This is a genomic window from Pseudomonas sp. PMCC200344, from assembly GCF_030053095.1.
Taxonomy (GTDB): Bacteria; Pseudomonadota; Gammaproteobacteria; order Pseudomonadales; family Pseudomonadaceae; genus Aquipseudomonas; species Aquipseudomonas svalbardensis.
Window position 1 is genome coordinate 1,655,447 of sequence record NZ_CP125618.1, and the last position, 16,824, is coordinate 1,672,270.

Sequence of the window (16,824 nt, forward strand, 5' to 3'; positions counted from 1 at the left end):
AGCCGAACGCAGCCTCGCTGGGGCTCGACAGCTGCTACAAGGGATCTCGTTCGCCCTTTAAATCTGCGACAATCCGCCCCCTGCGCCACTAGACGACTTATTGCGTACCTGATGACTGACGAATCGCCTTCCATCGACAAACTGCTGAAAAACCTCGATCACGCCATGCTTGCCGACCGCCACCGGCTGCGGCGGCAGTTGCTTGAGCTGCGCAAAAAACCTGACGAAGCCAAACTGGCCCAGTGGGTAACGCGCATGCAGGCGTCCTGTGATCAGGTGTTGGCGCGGCGAGCCAGCCTGCCGGTGATTCGTTATGACGACAACCTGCCGATCGCCGCCAAGCGCGACGAAATCAAAGAAGCGTTGCTCAAGCATCAGGTGCTGATCATTGCCGGTGAAACCGGTTCGGGTAAAACCACCCAGTTGCCGAAGATTTGTCTGGAAATCGGTCGCGGTCAGCATGGCCTGATCGGCCACACCCAGCCCCGTCGAATCGCCGCCCGCAGCGTGGCGAGCCGGGTCGCCGAAGAACTGGCGACGCCGTTGGGCGCGGTGGTCGGCTATCAGGTGCGGTTCGAAGATCAGAGCGATTCCAACACCCTGATCAAGCTGATGACCGACGGCATCCTGCTGGCGGAAACCCAGAACGACCGTTACCTCGAACGCTACGACACGATCATCGTCGACGAAGCCCACGAACGCAGCCTGAACATCGACTTCCTGCTCGGTTACCTGAAAACCCTGCTGCCGCGTCGTCCGGACCTGAAAGTCATCATCACCTCGGCGACCATCGACCTGGAGCGTTTCTCCAAGCATTTCGATGATGCGCCAATTGTCGAAGTCTCCGGCCGCACCTTCCCCGTGGAAACCTGGTATCGCCCGCTGACCCTGGAGCAGGACGAAGAGGGCAACCGCGTCGAGGATGACTTGACGGTGGATCAGGCGATTCTTGCCACCCTCGACGAAATCGCCGCGTTCGAACGCAGCGAGCGCAAGAGCCCCGGCGATGTGTTGGTGTTCCTGCCCGGCGAGCGTGAGATTCGCGACGCGGCGGACATGCTGCGCAAGGCCCAGCTCAAGCACACCGAGATTCTGCCGCTCTACGCGCGGCTGTCGCCGGCCGAACAGCAGCGGATTTTCCAGTCGCACCCAGGCCGTCGCGTGGTCCTGGCGACCAACGTCGCGGAAACCTCGCTGACCGTGCCGGGCATTCGTTACGTGATCGATAGCGGCACCGCGCGCATCAGCCGTTACAGCTACCGCGCCAAGGTCCAGCGCCTGCCCATCGAAGCCATTTCCCAGGCCAGCGCCAACCAACGTAAAGGTCGATGCGGACGGGTCGAACCGGGCATTTGCATCCGCCTCTACGGCGAAGAAGATTTCATCGGTCGCCCGGAATTTACCGACCCGGAAATCCTGCGCACGAACCTCGCCGCCGTAATCCTGCAGATGCTGCACCTGCGTCTCGGCGAGATCACCGATTTCCCGTTTATCGAGCCGCCGGATGGCAAAGCCATCAGCGACGGTTTCAACCTGCTGCAAGAACTCTCGGCGGTCGACCGCAACAGCCAGCTGACCCCGCTTGGCCGCCAATTGGCGCGGTTGCCGGTGGACCCGCGCATGGGCCGCATGTTGCTGGAAGCGGCGAAACTCGGCAGCTTGCAGGAAGTGCTGATTGTCGCCAGCGCCATGTCGATTCAGGACCCGCGCGAGCGTCCGCCAGAACGTCAGCAAGCGGCGGATCAGGCGCATGCTCAGTGGAAGGATGTGGACTCGGACTTCGCCGGGCTGGTCAATCTGTGGCGTGGTTTCGAAGAACAGCGCCAGGCGTTGACCGCCAGCCCGCTGCGTAATTGGTGCCGCAAGAACTTCCTGAATTACCTGCGTCTGCGCGAATGGCGCGACTCCCATCGGCAGTTGAGCCTGATCTGCCGCGACATGCAGTTGAGCCTCAATAAAGAGCCGGCGGATTACCCGAAACTGCACAAAGCCGTGCTCTCGGGGCTGCTCAGCCAGATCGGTCAGAAAACCGAAGACGGTGACTACCTCGGCGCCCGTCAGCGGCGTTTCTGGATTCACCCGTCATCGGGCCTCGGCAAGAAGCGTCCGCAATGGCTGATGGCCGCCGAACTGGTGGAAACCACCAAGCTCTACGCGCGCATGGTCGCCAAGATCGACGCCGACTGGATCGAACCCTTGGCCGGGCACCTGATCAAGAAAAACCACTTCGAACCCCATTGGGAGAAGAAGCGCGGTCAGGTGGTGGCCTTCGAGCAAATCACCTTGTTCGGGCTGATCGTGGTCGGTCGCCGACCGGTGCATTACGGGCCGATCGACCCGGTGGTGTCTCGTGAGTTGTTCATTCGTGAAGGTCTGGTACGCGGCGAGATTCAGTCCAAGGCCAAGTGCCTGACGGCCAATGCGCAACTGCTGGAACAGCTCGACGAACTGGAAGCCAAGGCCCGCCGTCGCGACATTCTCGCCGACGAAGAAACCCTGTTCGCCTTCTACGATGCGCGACTGCCGGCGGAGATCCACCAGACCGCGACCTTCGACAGCTGGTATCGGGTCAACAGCCAGAAAGACCCGCAGCTGTTGATCATGCGCGAAGAAGACGTGTTGGCCCGCGAGGCGAGTGAAGTCACCGCTTTGCATTACCCGGACACCTTGCACATCGGTGATCTGGAATTGGCGCTCAGTTACCACTTCGAACCGAACCATCCACGCGACGGCGTAACCCTGCGAGTGCCGGCGCCGTTGTTGCCGATGCTGCCGCCGGAACGTCTGGAATGGCTGGTGCCGGGCGTGATCGAGTCCAAGTGCATCGCGCTGGTGCGCAACCTGCCCAAAGCGTTGCGCAAGAATTTCGTACCGGTGCCGGACTTCGTCAAAGCCGCATTGCAGCGCATGACTTTCGCCGAGGGCTCGCTGCCTCAGGCGTTGGGTCGTGAACTGTTGCGCATGACCGGTGCGCGGGTCAGCGATGAAGCCTGGGCCGAAGCGTCGCAGCAGGTCGACAGTCATTTGCGGATGAACCTGGAAATCGTCGACGGCCAAGGCAAGTTCCTGGGCGAAGGGCGTGATCTGGCGGAACTGACCGCACGCTTTGCCGAAGCCAGTCAGGCTGCGTTGGCCGTGCCGCAAACCGCGAAAAACCAGCAACCGGTGGAGCCGAAAGTGTTTGCCGCCGTCGCCGAGAAAACCCAGCAGAAGATCGCCGGGCTATCGATGACGGTGTATCCGGCGCTGGTGGAAGAGAGCGGCACGGTCAAGGAAGGACGTTTCTCGACACCGGCCGAGGCAGAGTTTCAACATCGCCGCGCCTTGCAGCGTTTGCTGATGCAGCAACTGGCCGAACCGGCGAAGTTCCTGCGCAGCAAGTTGCCGGGACTGACCGAATTGGGCCTGATGTACCGCGACATGGGGCGCATCGACAGTCTGGTCGAAGACATCCTGTTGGCCAGCCTCGACAGCTGCATTCTCGAGGGCGAAGACCCGCTGCCACGCGATGGCGCCGGGTTGGCCTCACTGGCCGAACGCAAGCGCGGCGGCTGGACCGAGCACGCCGAGCGCCTGGCCAAGCTGGCGCTGGAAATCCTCAAGCTCTGGCACGGCCTGCAAAAACGCTTCAAGGGCAAGATCGACCTGGCGCAAGCCGTGGCGTTGAACGACATCAAGCAGCAGCTCAGTCATCTGGTGTATCCGGGCTTCGTCCGTGAAACCCCGATGCAGTGGCTCAAGGAGCTGCCGCGTTATCTGAAAGCGGTCGAGCAGCGCTTCGAGAAAATCGGCGCTCAGGTGCAGAGGGACCGGGTCTGGAGTGGCGAGTTATCTGGCCTGTGGACGCAATATCAAACGCGCGCCAACAAACATGCCCAAGAAGGCAAACGCGATCCGCAACTGGAGCTCTATCGCTGGTGGCTGGAGGAATACCGGGTTTCCCTGTTCGCCCAACAATTGGGGACCAAGGTGCCGATCTCCGACAAGCGCCTGAACAAGCAATGGACCCAAGTCGAACCGTAACCCCCTGTGGGAGCGGGCTTGCTCGCGAAGGGGCCGTCAGCTTCAACATCAATGTTGACTGATACACCGCTTTCGCGAGCAAGCCCGCTCCTACATTAGGTACGCGTTGCTCTCGCAAAAGGCGCCAAACCCCAATGTTTATGGCAAACTTCGCGCCTATAAACGCCGGCCCCGCGGTTTTGAGCTTTCACAGGTCTGGGCGGATCGGAATAAAGCGATGCCAGGTTTGCTCCCCCTGACGGGAGCAGATCCTTTGTGTGTTGGTACGTCGGTGCCAACACTTTCTGCCTGAACAGATTAGAGAAACGACCATGCATAACGTCGTCATCAGCGGCACCGGCCTGTACACCCCGGCCAACAGCATCTCCAACGAAGAGCTGGTGCAGTCTTTCAACGCTTACGTCGCGCAATTCAACGCCGACAATGCCGACGCCATCGCGCGCGGCGAAATCGAAGCGTTGACCGAGTCCAGCGCGGCGTTTATTGAAAAAGCCTCTGGCATCAAAAGCCGCTTTGTCATGGACAAGGAAGGCATTCTCGACCCGCAACGCATGGCGCCACGCCTGCCGGAACGCTCGAATGACGAGTGGTCGGTGCTTTGCCAAATGGCCATCGGTGCCGCCGAGCAAGCCTTGCAGCGCGCCGGCAAGACCGCCGCGGACATCGACGGCGTGATCGTCGCCTGCTCCAACCTGCAACGGGCCTATCCGGCCATCGCCATCGAAGTCCAGGAAGCCTTGGGTATCCAGGGTTTCGGTTACGACATGAACGTCGCCTGCTCTTCGGCGACCTTCGGCATTCAGGCGGCGGCCAACAGCGTGCAACTGGGCCAGGCCCGGGCGATCCTGATGGTCAACCCGGAAGTCTGCACCGGGCACCTGAACTTCCGCGACCGTGACAGCCACTTCATCTTCGGCGACGCCGCGACTGCGGTGATCATCGAACGTGCTGACCTGGCGACGTCCAAGTACCAGTTCGATATCGTCAGTACCAAGCTGCTGACCAAGTTCTCCAACAACATCCGCAACAACTTCGGCTTCCTCAATCGCGCGGCGGAAGAGGGCATCGGTGCCAAGGACAAACTGTTCGTGCAGGAAGGCCGCAAGGTGTTCCGCGATGTCTGCCCGATGGTCGCCGAGCTGATCGCTACGCACCTGGAAGAGAACACGCTCAACATCAGCGACGTGAAACGCTTCTGGCTGCATCAGGCCAACCTCAGCATGAACCACCTGATCGTCAAGAAGCTGCTGGGCCGCGAAGCCACCGAAGAAGAAGCCCCGGTGATTCTCGACACCTACGCCAACACCAGCTCCGCCGGTTCCGTGATCGCGTTTCACAAGAACCAGGACGGTCTGGCCGCCGGTTCGCTGGCTGTGCTCAGCTCGTTCGGCGCCGGTTACTCGATTGGTAGCGTGATTCTGCGCAAGCGCTGAGTTCGTCAAAAAAAGATCGTCCGAGTTCGGACGATTTTTTTTGCGCAGACAAAAAAACTCGCGTTGCTGTATCGGACGGATGATGGGGACCGATACAGCAACGCGAGTTTGGTAAAGCAGCTCTGGCTTCCTTGCCCGAGCCGTGTAGCGTGGATCAGAACTTGGCTTCTGCGTCCAGTTGCAGGGTGTTGATTTTCGAATCCCGCAGGGTGGCGTTGGTGTAGTCGGAGTCAGCCATTAAGTACGTCGCGCCGAGGGAGAAGTTCTTGTCGATCTCGTAGCTCACTTTCAGCTTGCTGCCACGCGAACCGGTGAAACCGTTGGCGAAGTCGGAGTCGGTGAAGGCGCCGACCACCGCGTTACGCTGTACGTCGCGGTAGTTGTAGTCCACTCCGAAGCCGTAGAACTTGGTCTTGACGCCAGCCAGCCAGCCCATGTCCTGATCGTTGCTGGCATCGTCGTTGGTGACGATTTGACCGTAAAGCGACAGCGGCATTGGCAGGCCGCCGATGTCGAGCTGACCAAAGCCTTCGTACAGTTTGAACTGTTCGTTCGCAGTGTTGCCGTTGACGGCCAGTCGGCATGTTGCCGCGGCACACGTATTGTTGATGTCGTTGTCGTTGTCGTAAGCGTAGAGACTGCCGCCCAGAGTCATTTTCAAGTAGTCGGTGATCGCGAAACGCGCGCCCAACTGGCCGGCATACAGACGCAGGTCATGACGGAACTGCTTGCCTTCGCCGTCGACGTTGTCCTTGAGCGTGTAGTGACCGGCGCTACCGAACATCTCGACAGGGCCCAGCGCGTGCTTGTAGGTTGCTGCCAGACCTTCAGGGCTGATGTCGCTATCCCAGATGATGTCGCCGGTGCTCACCCACGGTTGCGGCATCTTGCCGCCGATCAAGTGCAGGTCCTTGATGGCCGTCGGGTGGTAATCCACGTAGCCCTGGTCCAGCCAGATATCCTTCTTGGTGAAGTTGTTGTCCAGGCTCTGGTTGGTGGAGCGCGAATCGTTGTCGCTGCCCGTGGCGATCCGGATGCCGGTGTCGACTTGCGGGTTGATTTCGGTGTAGGCACCCAGGCGGACACGAATGCGTTGACGGTCCTGGTCGCCAGTGTTGGAAACACCATCGTTCTTGACTGTTTCCTGACGGAAACGAACATCGCCTTTGAACTGGGTCTTGGCAGCCCACGCCAGTTTCTGGTCGAAGGTGCTCAGTTCATTGGTTTTCTTCGCGGTCGCCGCGATCTGCTCGTTGGTCTCTCGCTGAGCCTGACGGGCGATTTGCTGGTCTTTCTGATCGCTGGCCAGCTCGGCTTGCAGTTCGGTGTACTGCGCAGGAGAAATCGAGCCGTTTGCCTTGAGCATGTCGAGCAGTTTGGCGTCGACTGCGGCGCTGGCCGGAACACTCATGGCCAGCAGCAACCCACCACACAAGGCCGCCGCAGTTTTCGTGGAAGCAAGACGCATATCAATCTCCGAAGATGTAATGGGATGACTGAGCCATCCAGGACACAACCGACCGTTGACGGACGGAAAACAGTGGCCGGCTATAGAATCCGGCGCTCTAAAAACAGGCGCCAGTATCGCGATGGTTTATGACAGTGCAGTGGCAAGATGATGGCGTCTCGATGACGATACAAATATGGCGTACACCCTGGCCCAGAGCCCTGTCGGCGGATTGCTCGTGTGGATTTTTTGGCGATGGGCGATACTCGCCGGGCTTTCACGCAAAGAAGTAGGGAAGAACTGATGCCGCTGCAACGTCTGGAAAGTCTGTCCGAAATCGCGTCGCAGACGTGGGACGCCCTGGTGCCCGAGAATCAGCTCTTTCTGCGCCACGCCTTTCTCAGCGCACTGGAAGACAGCGGCAGCGTCGGCCCTCATTCCGGCTGGCAACCCGAGCATTTGCTGCACATCGAAGGCGATCGCCTGATCGCCGCGTTACCCAGTTACCGCAAATGGCATTCCTACGGCGAGTACGTGTTCGATCACGCCTGGGCCGATGCCTGTGAGCGTGCCGGTATCGATTACTACCCCAAGCTGCTGACGGCTGTGCCGTTCAGTCCGGTCAGCGGTCCGCGTTTGCTGGCGGCCACGCTCGAGGACGGTTTCGAACTGTTGAAAAGCCTGCCGGGCTACCTTGAAATCGAACAACTCTCCAGTGCCCACATCAACTTCACCGACCCGTTCACTGACGCAGCATTGGCCGAGCAGCCGGGCTGGTTGCAGCGAATCGGCTGTCAGTACCACTGGCAGAATCGCGGCTATCGGGATTTTCAGGACTTCCTCGACGTCCTCAGTTCGCGCAAGCGCAAGCAGATGCGCAAGGAACGCGAACAAGTGGCGGGGCAGGGCATTGATTTCGAATGGCTTGAAGGTAGGCAACTCGATCAGGCGCAGTGGGATTTTGTCTATGCCTGCTACGCCAATACCTACGCAGTGCGTCGGCAAGCGCCGTACCTGACGCGGGAGTTTTTCAGTTTGCTGGCCGAGCGCATGCCAGAGTCGATTCGTGTGGTGTTGGCCAAGCAGGGCTCACGGCCGGTGGCCATGGCCTTCAGTCTGGTGGGCGGCGACAGTTTTTACGGTCGTTACTGGGGCTGTCTGGCGGAGTTTGATCGTTTGCACTTCGAGACCTGTTTCTATCAGGGCATGGACTACGCGATTACCAATGGCTTCCAGCGTTTCGATGCCGGTGCCCAGGGCGAGCACAAGTTGATTCGCGGGTTTGAACCTGTGATCACTCATTCATGGCACTACTTGCGTCATCCCGGCCTGAAAGCTGCCGTCAAAGACTTCCTGCAGCAAGAGCGCGTTGGCGTGCTGGCGTATGCCGAGGAAGCGAGGACAGCCTTGCCTTACCGGCAAGACTGATGGGGTGCAGACCAGAGCGGGGAAACGATCAGGCAGGAAGATTCAATCGATCCCGACAAACCCACCTGTCTGGTGCTGCCACAACCGCGCATACAACCCGCCATGGGCCAGCAGTTCGGCGTGGCTGCCGGTTTCGGCGATCTTGCCTTTTTCCAGCACCACCAGCCGGTCCATGCGGGCAATGGTCGAGAGCCGGTGGGCGATGGCTATCACGGTTTTGCCCTGCATCAGGGTTTCGAGGCTTTCCTGGATCGCCGCTTCGACCTCCGAATCCAGCGCCGAGGTGGCCTCGTCCATGATCAGGATCGGCGCGTCCTTGAGCAGCACGCGAGCAATCGCAATCCGCTGACGCTGGCCGCCGGAGAGTTTCACCCCGCGTTCACCGACGTGGGCATCGAAACCGGTGCGGCCTTCGGAGTCCGACAACAACGGGATGAACTCATCGGCGCGGGCCTTGTGTACCGCTTCCCAAAGTTCGGCGTCGGTGGCGTCGGGTTTGCCGTACAACAAATTGTCGCGGATCGAGCGATGCAGCAGGGACGTGTCCTGGGTGATCATGCCAATGCGCTCGCGCAGGCTTTCCTGGCCGACTTCGGCAATGTTCTGGCCGTCGATGAGGATGCGTCCGCCCTCCACGTCATAGAGGCGCAGCAGCAGGTTGACCAGGGTTGACTTGCCGGCACCGGACGGACCGATCAGGCCGATTTTTTCACCGGGCTTGATGGTCAGGTTGAGGTCGCCGATGATCCCGCTCTTCTTGCCGTAGTGGAAATCCACGTGCTCGAAACGCACTTCGCCACGGGTGACCGCCAGCGGTTTGGCCTGCTCTCGATCGGTGACGCTGACCGGTTGAGAAATGGTCTGCAAACCGTCCTGAACCATGCCGATATTTTCGAAAATGCCGGTGACCACCCACATGATCCAGCCGGACATGTTGACGATGCGGATCACCAGGCCGGTCGCCAGGGCAATCGCGCCTACGGTGATCAGCGACTGCGTCCACAGCCACAGGGCCAGGCCGGTGGTGCCGACGATCAGCAAGCCGTTCATGCTGGTGATGACCACGTCCATGCTGGTGACCACCCGGCCGGCCAGTTGGGCTTTTTCGGTTTGTTCCTTGATCGCTTCGCGAGCGTATTGCTGCTCGAAGTTGGTGTGGGCGAACAGCTTCAGGGTGGTGATGTTGGTGTAGCCGTCGACGATCCGCCCCATGAGTTTGGAGCGCGCGTCGGAGGACACCACCGAGCGTTCCTTGACCCGTGGCACGAAGTAGTAAAGGGCACTGATGAAGGCGACGATCCAGGTCAGCAGCGGGATCATCAGGCGCCAGTCGGCTTCGGCAAACAGCACCAGCGAGCTGATCGCGTAGATCAGCACGTGCCACAGCGCGTCCACCGCTTGCACAGCCGAATCGCGCAGCGAGTTGCCGGTCTGCATGATGCGTTGGGCGATGCGCCCGGCGAAGTCGTTCTGGAAAAAATTCAGGCTCTGTTTGAGCACATAACTGTGGTTCTGCCAGCGGATCAGGCTGGTCATGCTGGGGCTCAGGGTCTGGTGCACCAGCAGGTCATGCAGGCCAACAAAAATCGGCCGAAAAACCAGGGCGACCACCGCCATCCAGGCCAGCTCGATGCCGTGTTCCTTGAAGAAATCGACGTTAGGTGTGCCTTGGGTCAGGTCGATGATGCGACTCAGGTAACTGAACAGCGCCACTTCGATCAGCGCACCGATCAGACCGACGAACAGCAGGACAGCAAAACTCGGCCAGACCTGCTTCAAGTAATAGGTATAAAAAGGGAGAACCCGATCCGGCGGAGCGGCCGTCGGGGCATCGCGGAAAATGTCGATCAGTTTCTCGAAACGGCGATAAAGCATCAGTTCTCCGCCCGCGCACGGGCTCTCCTTTGAACAGTGTGAGCGGCGCACTCCGGCAGCCGCTCAAGACTTCCTGTGTAGCTTAGTCGATGACTTTGGCCGACTTGATGAACACAGGGTCGGCTGGCACATCTTTCATGCCGCCACGGGTGGTGGTTTGCGAGTTGACGATGACGTCCACCACGTCCATGCCTTTCACGACTTTACCGAAGACCGCATAGCCGTCACCGCTGTCGAGGAAGTCGTTGTCTTTGACGTTGACGAAGAACTGGCTAGTGGCCGAATCAGGATTAGAGGTGCGGGCCATGGACAGCGTGCCACGGACGTTATGCAGACCGTTTTTGGACTCGTTCTTGATCGGTGCCTTGGTTTCTTTTTGCTGCATTTGTTGAGTGAAACCACCACCCTGGACCATGAAGCCCGGAATCACACGGTGAAAAATCGTGTTGTTGTAGAAGCCGCTGTTGACGTAATCAAGGAAGTTCTTGGTACTGATCGGCGCCTTGACCGGGTCCAGTTCGATCTCGATCTGGCCGTTAGTGGTTTCCAGCAGCACGTGCGGCGCCTTGGCGGGCGTTGCGGCCATCAGGTTGGCGGCAAACAGAACGGAGCCAGCGACGAGGGCGATTTTTTTCAGCATGGGTCAGTGATCCTGAGTGAGGTGGTGTCGACTGCGGTGAGAAACTCGAGCAGCGTTTGGTTGAACATTTCGGGTTGATCCAGCGGGGTGGCGTGGCGCGAATCGGCGATCACCACCAGCCGCGCATCGGGCAGCAGTTTTACATAGGTTTCTTTCAGCGAGACCGGTGTGTAGTCACGGTCGGCGCTGACGATGAGGGTTGGACAGGAGACCCGCGAAAGTCGTTCCTGAACCCCCCAGCCAACGATCGCATCGAAGCTGGCGAGATAAGCATGTTTGTCGTTTTTTGCCCAGCGCTCGGCCATTTTTTGTCGCAGGTCAGCCTGTTCGCGTTTGGGAAACAGCTTGCCGCCCAGGGCCGTGCCGATGGCGCCCAGACTGAGGACGCGCATCAGGCTCCAGCGCTTGAACCACTGCCAGTAATCGTCGCGGCTGCGTAGTTTGACCTCGGGCGCGCTGTTGACGATGCACAGGCTTTTGAGCAATTGCGGCTGGTCCACGGCCAGTTGAAAACCGATCATGCCGCCCATGGACAGGCCCACGTAATGAGTGGGGCCGAGGTTCAGGTGTTCAATCAGGGCGATCAGGTCGGCGCTGAACCCGGCGATGCTGTAGCGCTCGCGGGGTTTGTCGGAGCGACCGTGGCCGCGTACATCCGGGACGATCACCCGGTAGCGGGCCGACAGCGCCGGGATCTGCTGTTCCCAGTCCAGGGTGCTGGAACCCAGCCCGTGGACCAGCAGCAACGGCGTGCCGTGGCCATATTCCTCATAGTGCAGGTTGCAACCTTCGTGTTCAAAATAGGCCATGCGTACACTCCGTGTCAGGCTTGTTCAGGGGCGGCGAAAGGTGCATCCAGCGGCGCAGTGTCGAAAGTGCGCAGCAGTTCGATGAGAATCTGCGTGGCCGGACCCAAGGGTTTGTCCTTGTTCGAGTACAGATAGAAGCTCGGGTTGCGGCTGCCACCCTGGTCCAACGGTAGCAGCTTGAGCAGACCTTCCTTGAGTTCCCGTTCGATCATGTGCCGAGGCAACCAGGCGAAACCCAGACCGCTGCTGACAAAAGTTGCCGCGGTGGCCAGGCTGCCGACGGTCCAGCGCTGTTCCGCGCCGAGCCAGCCGACGTCCCGTGGCTGCTGGCGACCGGAGTCGCGGATGACCACTTGCATCTGGGATTCCAGATCCTGGAAGTTCAGTTCGCGGTTCAGACGATGCAGTGGGTGTTCGGGGTGAGCGACAGCCACAAACTCTACGTCGCTCAATTCCGCACCCAGGTAACCGGGAATGCTCAGGCCGGTGATGGCCAGGTCGGCCACGCCTTCGAGCAAGACTTCCTCTACGCCGGATAAAACCTCCTCACGCAGACGCACCCGACAGCCACGACTTTGTGGCATGAACGCGGTCAAGGCGCGGACGAGGCGGGCGCTCGGGTAGGCGGCGTCGACCACCAGCCGCACTTCTGCTTCCCAGCCTTGTTCCATGTGATGGGCCAGGTCCTCCAGCTGACTGGCCTGTTTCACCAATTGCCGCGAACGGCGCAGCAGCACGCCACCGGCTTCGGTCAGCACCGCTTTGCGGCCGTCGATGCGCAACAGCGGCACGCCGAGCTGGTCCTGCATGCGCGCCACGGTGTAGCTCACCGATGATTGCGAGCGGTGCAGCGCTTCGGCGGCCTGGGCGAAACCGCCGTGGTCGACCACGGCCTGTAACGTTCGCCATTGATCAAGGGTCACGCGGGGCGCTTTCATGAATAGCTCCTCTTGTCCTAAGCTGGCAGTCCTTATTGGAGACTGCTGAATGAAAAAGCTTTGTTGTGTGGTATCGGGTTGTGTGCTGCTGGCGATGCTGCCGCTGACGGCGTTTGCCTATCCGATCGACGTTGAAAAACAGCTGAACGGCTTGAGCATCGACTACAACGCGTATGACACGGATAGCGACATCGCCTCCATTCAGGTGAACAACTACGGCACCACCGATGCGGCATGTAAGGTGGTTTTCAACAATGGCCCGGAAGCGCCACGCACCCGCAATATCGAAGTGGCCGCTGGTAAACACAAAAATGCCACCGCCAAGTTCAACCGGAGCATCATCAAGATGCGTATCAAACTGACCTGCACCCCCAAATGACCCCAAACGGAGCACGCCCGCCAGGCATGCTCCGCTTATAAACGAATTTATTGATGGTTTATAGCAGTTATTTGCGCTTTTTCATCGATTTAACTCTGTTTAACCTTCACTCCATCGACCTACAGCATTCTCAGATGGAGGCTACATCCCATGTCCCGCGTTCTGATCATCGAAAGCAGCGCTCGTCAGCAAGACTCGGTTTCGCGTCAACTGACCCAGACCTTCATCAGCCAGTGGCAAACCGCCCACCCGATCGACCAAATCACCGTTCGAGACCTGGCCGTCAACCCGGTGCCGCATCTGGACATCAACCTGCTGGGCGGCTGGATGAAACCTGCCGAGCAGCGCAACGACATCGAACAGGTTTCCCTGGAACGCTCCAACCAGTTGACCGACGAACTACTGGTCGCCGATGTACTGGTCATGGCCGCACCGATGTACAACTTCGCCATCCCGAGCACCCTCAAAGCCTGGCTCGACCATGTGCTGCGTGCCGGTGTTACCTTCAAGTACACCGACACCGGCCCGCAAGGCTTGCTCAGCGGCAAGCGTGCCTACGTGCTGACTGCGCGCGGCGGGATCTACGCCGGCAGCACCGCGGATCACCAGGAACCGTACCTGCGTCAGGTCATGGGCTTCATCGGGATCCACGACGTGACCTTTATTCACGCCGAAGGCATGAACCTGGGCGGTGATTTCCAGGAGAAAGGCCTGAGCCAGGCCAACGCCAAGCTTTCCCTCGTCGCCTGAGGCTTTAATCGCCAGATAATCCCTTGATGTTCAAGTGGCCTGGCGCAACCCCTTCATGGCTTTACGCGCATCAAACCTCCCTTTGCACTTGTTGCTCCTGAGTGCTGTAGCCCGATTGAACGCTTTAGCGAGATCGGGCTTTTTTTTGCCCGCGATTTGATGGACGGGCATAAAACCTTGTGGGAGCGGGCTTGCTCGCGAATGCGGTGCGTCATTCAAGATTGATAACGACTGGCATGCCCTCTTCGCGAGCAAGTCGGATCGCCGCACCGCCGCTCCCACAGGGTTTTGTGTTGGCTGCCTGTTCGCGATAACGGGCAAAAACCGCTATCGTCGCCGCCATTCGAAACGAGGCGAGCATGGGCTATCTACTTTTTGTCACGCTGATTCAGGCGTTTTCCTTCAGCTTGATCGGCGAATACCTGGCCGGTCATGTCGACAGTTACTTTGCGGTGCTGGTGCGAGTGGTGCTGGCGGGGCTGGTGTTCATTCCGTTGACCCGCTGGCGTTCGGTTGAACCGGCGTTCATGCGTGGCATGCTGCTGATCGGCGCGTTGCAGTTCGGCGTGACCTACGTCTGCCTGTACCTGAGCTTTCGAGTTTTGACGGTGCCAGAGGTGTTGCTGTTCACCATCCTCACGCCGCTGCACGTGACCTTGATCGAAGACGCGCTGAACCGGCGCTTCAATCCGTGGGCTTTGATCGCGGCACTGGTGGCGGTGATGGGCGCAGCGGTGATTCGCTACGACCGGATCAACCCCGATTTCTTCATGGGCTTCCTGCTATTGCAACTGGCCAACTTCACCTACGCCGCCGGGCAAGTGCTCTATAAGCATCTGGTGGCCCGCCATCCGAGTGATTTGCCGCATTACCGGCGCTTCGGTTACTTCTATCTCGGCGCATTGGCGGTGGCGTTGCCAGCGTTTCTGCTGTTCGGCAAACAGAACTTCCTGCCCCAAGCGCCTCTGCAATGGGGCGTGCTGGTGTTCCTCGGCCTGGTCTCGACTGCGCTCGGGTTGTACTGGTGGAACAAGGGCGCGTGCCTGGTGAATGGCGGGACGCTCGCGGTGATGAACAACCTGCATGTGCCGGTGGGGTTGTTGATCAATTTGCTGATCTGGAATCAGCATGAAGAACTGGGGCGGTTGTTCCTGGGTGGGGCGGTGATTCTGATGGCGGTGTGGATCAGTCGGTTGGGCGTCAGGCGAGAAATGCTGCCGTTGCGGGAACGGCCATGACGGACCTGATCGCCGCCATCGAGCAGATCTACAAGCCTGCAGGTATGACGTTAACGGATGAAGCTCGGCGCGAGGAGGAGAGTGCCGAATACGGCGCCTGCCGCTTCGGCCTCGATGGCCAGGTGATTGTCTTCCGAGTGGCGAAAACCACGCCGACCAAGATTGGCCAATTCGTCACGCTCTGGAAGCGGCCAACGCCTGCCAGCGAAATTGCACCGCTCGACACCGGCGATGGCGTCGCCTTTGTGGTGGTGAGTGTTGCTGATGAAACCCATCGCGGGCAGTTTGTGTTTGACCAGAAGATACTGGCCGCCAAGGGTGTCATGTCGATTGATGGCGAAGGTGGCAAGCGGGCGATTCGTGTCTATCCGCCATGGTCCAGACCCGTCGCCAAACAAGCGATGAAGACGCAGCAATGGCAGCTCAAATACTTCCTTGCGCTTGACCAAAGCGGTCATGCCGATCCCGTTCAGGTGCGCCGACTCTTCAAAAAATAGACACTAAACCCCTGTGTGCGAGCTTGCTCCCACAGGATACTGCGGTGTTACATGACGTGTTTTTCAGTCTCGGGAATATGGCTTGCGCCCAACATTGCCGGTAACAACCCCGCCCGCAAATCCCCGCCACTGGGCTGCTGATAAAGGCTCAAGCCAAACTCCGGCAGCACCGCCAGCAGGTAATCGAAAATGTCCCCCTGAATCCGCTCGTAATCCGCCCACGCCGTGGTGCCGGTGAAGCAGTAGATTTCCAGCGGAATACCCTGCGCGGTGGTCTGCATCTGGCGGACCATGCAGGTCATGTTCGGCTGGATTTCCGGGTGACTCTTCAAATACGCCAGTGCATACGCGCGGAAGGTCCCGATATTGGTCATCCGCCGACGGTTGGCCGACATCGCCGCCACATTACCCTGGGCTTCGTTCCAGGCCTTGAGTTCAGCCTGCTTGCGACTGATGTAGTCGGTCAGCAGATGCACCTGGGACAGCTTCTGCTCTTCGTCATCGCGGATGAATCGCACGCCACTGGCGTCGATGAACAGGCTGCGCTTGATCCGTCGTCCACCGGATTGCTGCATGCCGCGCCAGTTCTTGAAAGACTCGGACATCAAGCGCCAGGTCGGAATCGAAACAATCGTTTTATCAAAATTCTGCACCTTGACCGTGTGCAGCGTGATGTCGACCACATCACCGTCGGCGCCGACTTGCGGCATCTCGATCCAGTCGCCGACTCGCAGCATGTCGTTGCTGGTCAGCTGCACGCTGGCGACGAACGACAGCAGGGTGTCCTTGTAGACCAACAGAATTACCGCCGACATGGCGCCCAGACCCGACAGCAGCAATAGCGGCGAACGGTCGATCAGCGTGGCGACGATGATGATCGCGCCAAATACGTACAAGACCATTTTCGCCAGTTGAATGTAGCCTTTGATCGAGCGGGTACGGGCATGTTCGGTGCGCGCGTAGATGTCGAGCAGGGCGTTGAGCACGGCGCTGATGGCCAGCACCAGAAATAGAATGGTGAACGCCAGCGCCACATTGCCAAGGAAAATCAGGCTGGTCTTGCTCAGCTCCGGCACAAGGTGCAAGCCGAACTGGATCACCAGCGACGGCGTCATCTGTGCCAGGCGATGAAAGACCTTGTTGTGGCGTAAATCGTTGACCCAGTGCAGCGCTGGCTGGCGGCCAAGCATTTTGGTCGCATGCAGGATCAGATAGCGCGCCACTCGTCCGAGGACCAGCGCAACCACCAGTAATACCACCAATGCCAGGCTGGAATGCAGGAGCGGGTGCTGATCGAGCGCACCCCAAAGGTCTTGGACGTTGAGCCAGAGCTGTTTGATATCCATGGGTAAAAACGGTTCTTCTGT

The 16,824-nt window shown here is 59.5% G+C and carries 13 protein-coding genes; 7 read left to right on the forward strand and 6 right to left on the reverse strand.

The window, feature by feature from the left end; all coding sequences use genetic code 11:
* Nucleotides 1-111: 111 nt before the first annotated feature.
* A complete protein-coding gene (gene hrpA / locus QFW87_RS07555; protein WP_283190175.1) occupies nt 112-4,023 on the forward strand; it encodes an ATP-dependent RNA helicase HrpA in 3,912 nt (1,303 codons plus the stop codon).
* A 311-nt stretch (nt 4,024-4,334) separates the two neighbouring features.
* Complete coding sequence (locus tag QFW87_RS07560; RefSeq protein ID WP_283183444.1) at nt 4,335-5,456, forward strand: beta-ketoacyl-ACP synthase III; 1,122 nt, start codon at nt 4,335-4,337, stop codon at nt 5,454-5,456.
* A gap of 154 nt (nt 5,457-5,610) precedes the next feature.
* Here the strand turns inward: QFW87_RS07560 and QFW87_RS07565 are convergent, their stop codons facing one another.
* Nucleotides 5,611-6,924, reverse strand: a complete 1,314-nt coding sequence (locus QFW87_RS07565; RefSeq protein WP_283183445.1) for a putative porin — start codon at nt 6,922-6,924, stop codon at nt 5,611-5,613.
* 282 nt (nt 6,925-7,206) lie between these two features.
* Here QFW87_RS07565 and QFW87_RS07570 point away from each other — a divergent pair, with 282 nt between their 5' ends.
* Nucleotides 7,207-8,331, forward strand: coding sequence for a GNAT family N-acetyltransferase (locus QFW87_RS07570; RefSeq protein WP_283190176.1), 1,125 nt, complete (start codon nt 7,207-7,209; stop codon nt 8,329-8,331).
* 42 nt (nt 8,332-8,373) lie between these two features.
* Here QFW87_RS07570 and QFW87_RS07575 read toward each other — a convergent pair whose 3' ends face one another.
* The 4 genes from QFW87_RS07575 to QFW87_RS07590 all read right to left on the reverse strand — a co-directional run bounded on the left by QFW87_RS07575 (nt 8,374) and on the right by QFW87_RS07590 (nt 12,593).
* Complete coding sequence (locus QFW87_RS07575) at nt 8,374-10,206, reverse strand: ABC transporter ATP-binding protein (RefSeq protein WP_149630928.1); 1,833 nt, start codon at nt 10,204-10,206, stop codon at nt 8,374-8,376.
* 82 nt (nt 10,207-10,288) lie between these two features.
* A complete protein-coding gene (locus QFW87_RS07580; RefSeq protein ID WP_046048081.1) occupies nt 10,289-10,846 on the reverse strand; it encodes a peptidylprolyl isomerase in 558 nt (185 codons plus the stop codon).
* A complete protein-coding gene (locus tag QFW87_RS07585; RefSeq protein WP_283183447.1) occupies nt 10,840-11,655 on the reverse strand; it encodes an alpha/beta hydrolase in 816 nt (271 codons plus the stop codon). Before QFW87_RS07585 ends, QFW87_RS07580 begins: the two co-directional genes overlap by 7 nt.
* A 14-nt stretch (nt 11,656-11,669) precedes the next feature.
* Nucleotides 11,670-12,593, reverse strand: coding sequence for a LysR family transcriptional regulator (locus tag QFW87_RS07590; protein ID WP_046048083.1), 924 nt, complete (start codon nt 12,591-12,593; stop codon nt 11,670-11,672).
* Nucleotides 12,594-12,642: 49 nt separating this feature from the next.
* Here QFW87_RS07590 and QFW87_RS07595 point away from each other — a divergent pair, with 49 nt between their 5' ends.
* The 4 genes from QFW87_RS07595 (at nt 12,643) to QFW87_RS07610 (ending at nt 15,457) form a co-directional block, all read left to right on the forward strand.
* Nucleotides 12,643-12,972: a hypothetical protein gene (locus QFW87_RS07595; protein WP_056742660.1), complete on the forward strand. Its 330-nt coding sequence runs from the start codon at nt 12,643-12,645 to the stop codon at nt 12,970-12,972.
* Between the two features lie 150 nt (nt 12,973-13,122).
* Nucleotides 13,123-13,722 carry an FMN-dependent NADH-azoreductase gene (locus tag QFW87_RS07600; RefSeq protein ID WP_283190177.1) on the forward strand — a complete coding sequence of 200 codons (600 nt, stop codon included), beginning with the start codon at nt 13,123-13,125 and terminating at the stop codon, nt 13,720-13,722.
* Nucleotides 13,723-14,081: 359 nt separating this feature from the next.
* Nucleotides 14,082-14,960: a carboxylate/amino acid/amine transporter gene (locus QFW87_RS07605; RefSeq protein ID WP_283190178.1), complete on the forward strand. Its 879-nt coding sequence runs from the start codon at nt 14,082-14,084 to the stop codon at nt 14,958-14,960.
* Nucleotides 14,957-15,457, forward strand: coding sequence for a MepB family protein (locus QFW87_RS07610; RefSeq protein ID WP_283183450.1), 501 nt, complete (start codon nt 14,957-14,959; stop codon nt 15,455-15,457). The genes QFW87_RS07605 and QFW87_RS07610 overlap by 4 nt, the downstream gene beginning before the upstream one ends.
* A 47-nt stretch (nt 15,458-15,504) precedes the next feature.
* On the opposite strand, the gene QFW87_RS07615 is transcribed toward QFW87_RS07610, so the two are convergent.
* Nucleotides 15,505-16,803, reverse strand: a complete 1,299-nt coding sequence (locus QFW87_RS07615; RefSeq protein WP_283190179.1) for a mechanosensitive ion channel family protein — start codon at nt 16,801-16,803, stop codon at nt 15,505-15,507.
* Nucleotides 16,804-16,824 lie beyond the last annotated feature (21 nt).

What these genes read in the sequence shown, in the direction of transcription:
- hrpA (WP_283190175.1), top strand. Translation starts at nt 112, where the DNA reads ATGACTGACGAATCGCCTTCCATCGACAAACTGCTGAAAAACCTCGAT.
- QFW87_RS07560 (WP_283183444.1), top strand. Translation starts at nt 4,335, where the DNA reads ATGCATAACGTCGTCATCAGCGGCACCGGCCTGTACACCCCGGCCAAC.
- QFW87_RS07565 (WP_283183445.1), bottom strand. Translation starts at nt 6,924, where the DNA reads ATGCGTCTTGCTTCCACGAAAACTGCGGCGGCCTTGTGTGGTGGGTTG.
- QFW87_RS07570 (WP_283190176.1), top strand. Translation starts at nt 7,207, where the DNA reads ATGCCGCTGCAACGTCTGGAAAGTCTGTCCGAAATCGCGTCGCAGACG.
- QFW87_RS07575 (WP_149630928.1), bottom strand. Translation starts at nt 10,206, where the DNA reads ATGCTTTATCGCCGTTTCGAGAAACTGATCGACATTTTCCGCGATGCC.
- QFW87_RS07580 (WP_046048081.1), bottom strand. Translation starts at nt 10,846, where the DNA reads ATGCTGAAAAAAATCGCCCTCGTCGCTGGCTCCGTTCTGTTTGCCGCC.
- QFW87_RS07585 (WP_283183447.1), bottom strand. Translation starts at nt 11,655, where the DNA reads ATGGCCTATTTTGAACACGAAGGTTGCAACCTGCACTATGAGGAATAT.
- QFW87_RS07590 (WP_046048083.1), bottom strand. Translation starts at nt 12,593, where the DNA reads ATGAAAGCGCCCCGCGTGACCCTTGATCAATGGCGAACGTTACAGGCC.
- QFW87_RS07595 (WP_056742660.1), top strand. Translation starts at nt 12,643, where the DNA reads ATGAAAAAGCTTTGTTGTGTGGTATCGGGTTGTGTGCTGCTGGCGATG.
- QFW87_RS07600 (WP_283190177.1), top strand. Translation starts at nt 13,123, where the DNA reads ATGTCCCGCGTTCTGATCATCGAAAGCAGCGCTCGTCAGCAAGACTCG.
- QFW87_RS07605 (WP_283190178.1), top strand. Translation starts at nt 14,082, where the DNA reads ATGGGCTATCTACTTTTTGTCACGCTGATTCAGGCGTTTTCCTTCAGC.
- QFW87_RS07610 (WP_283183450.1), top strand. Translation starts at nt 14,957, where the DNA reads ATGACGGACCTGATCGCCGCCATCGAGCAGATCTACAAGCCTGCAGGT.
- QFW87_RS07615 (WP_283190179.1), bottom strand. Translation starts at nt 16,803, where the DNA reads ATGGATATCAAACAGCTCTGGCTCAACGTCCAAGACCTTTGGGGTGCG.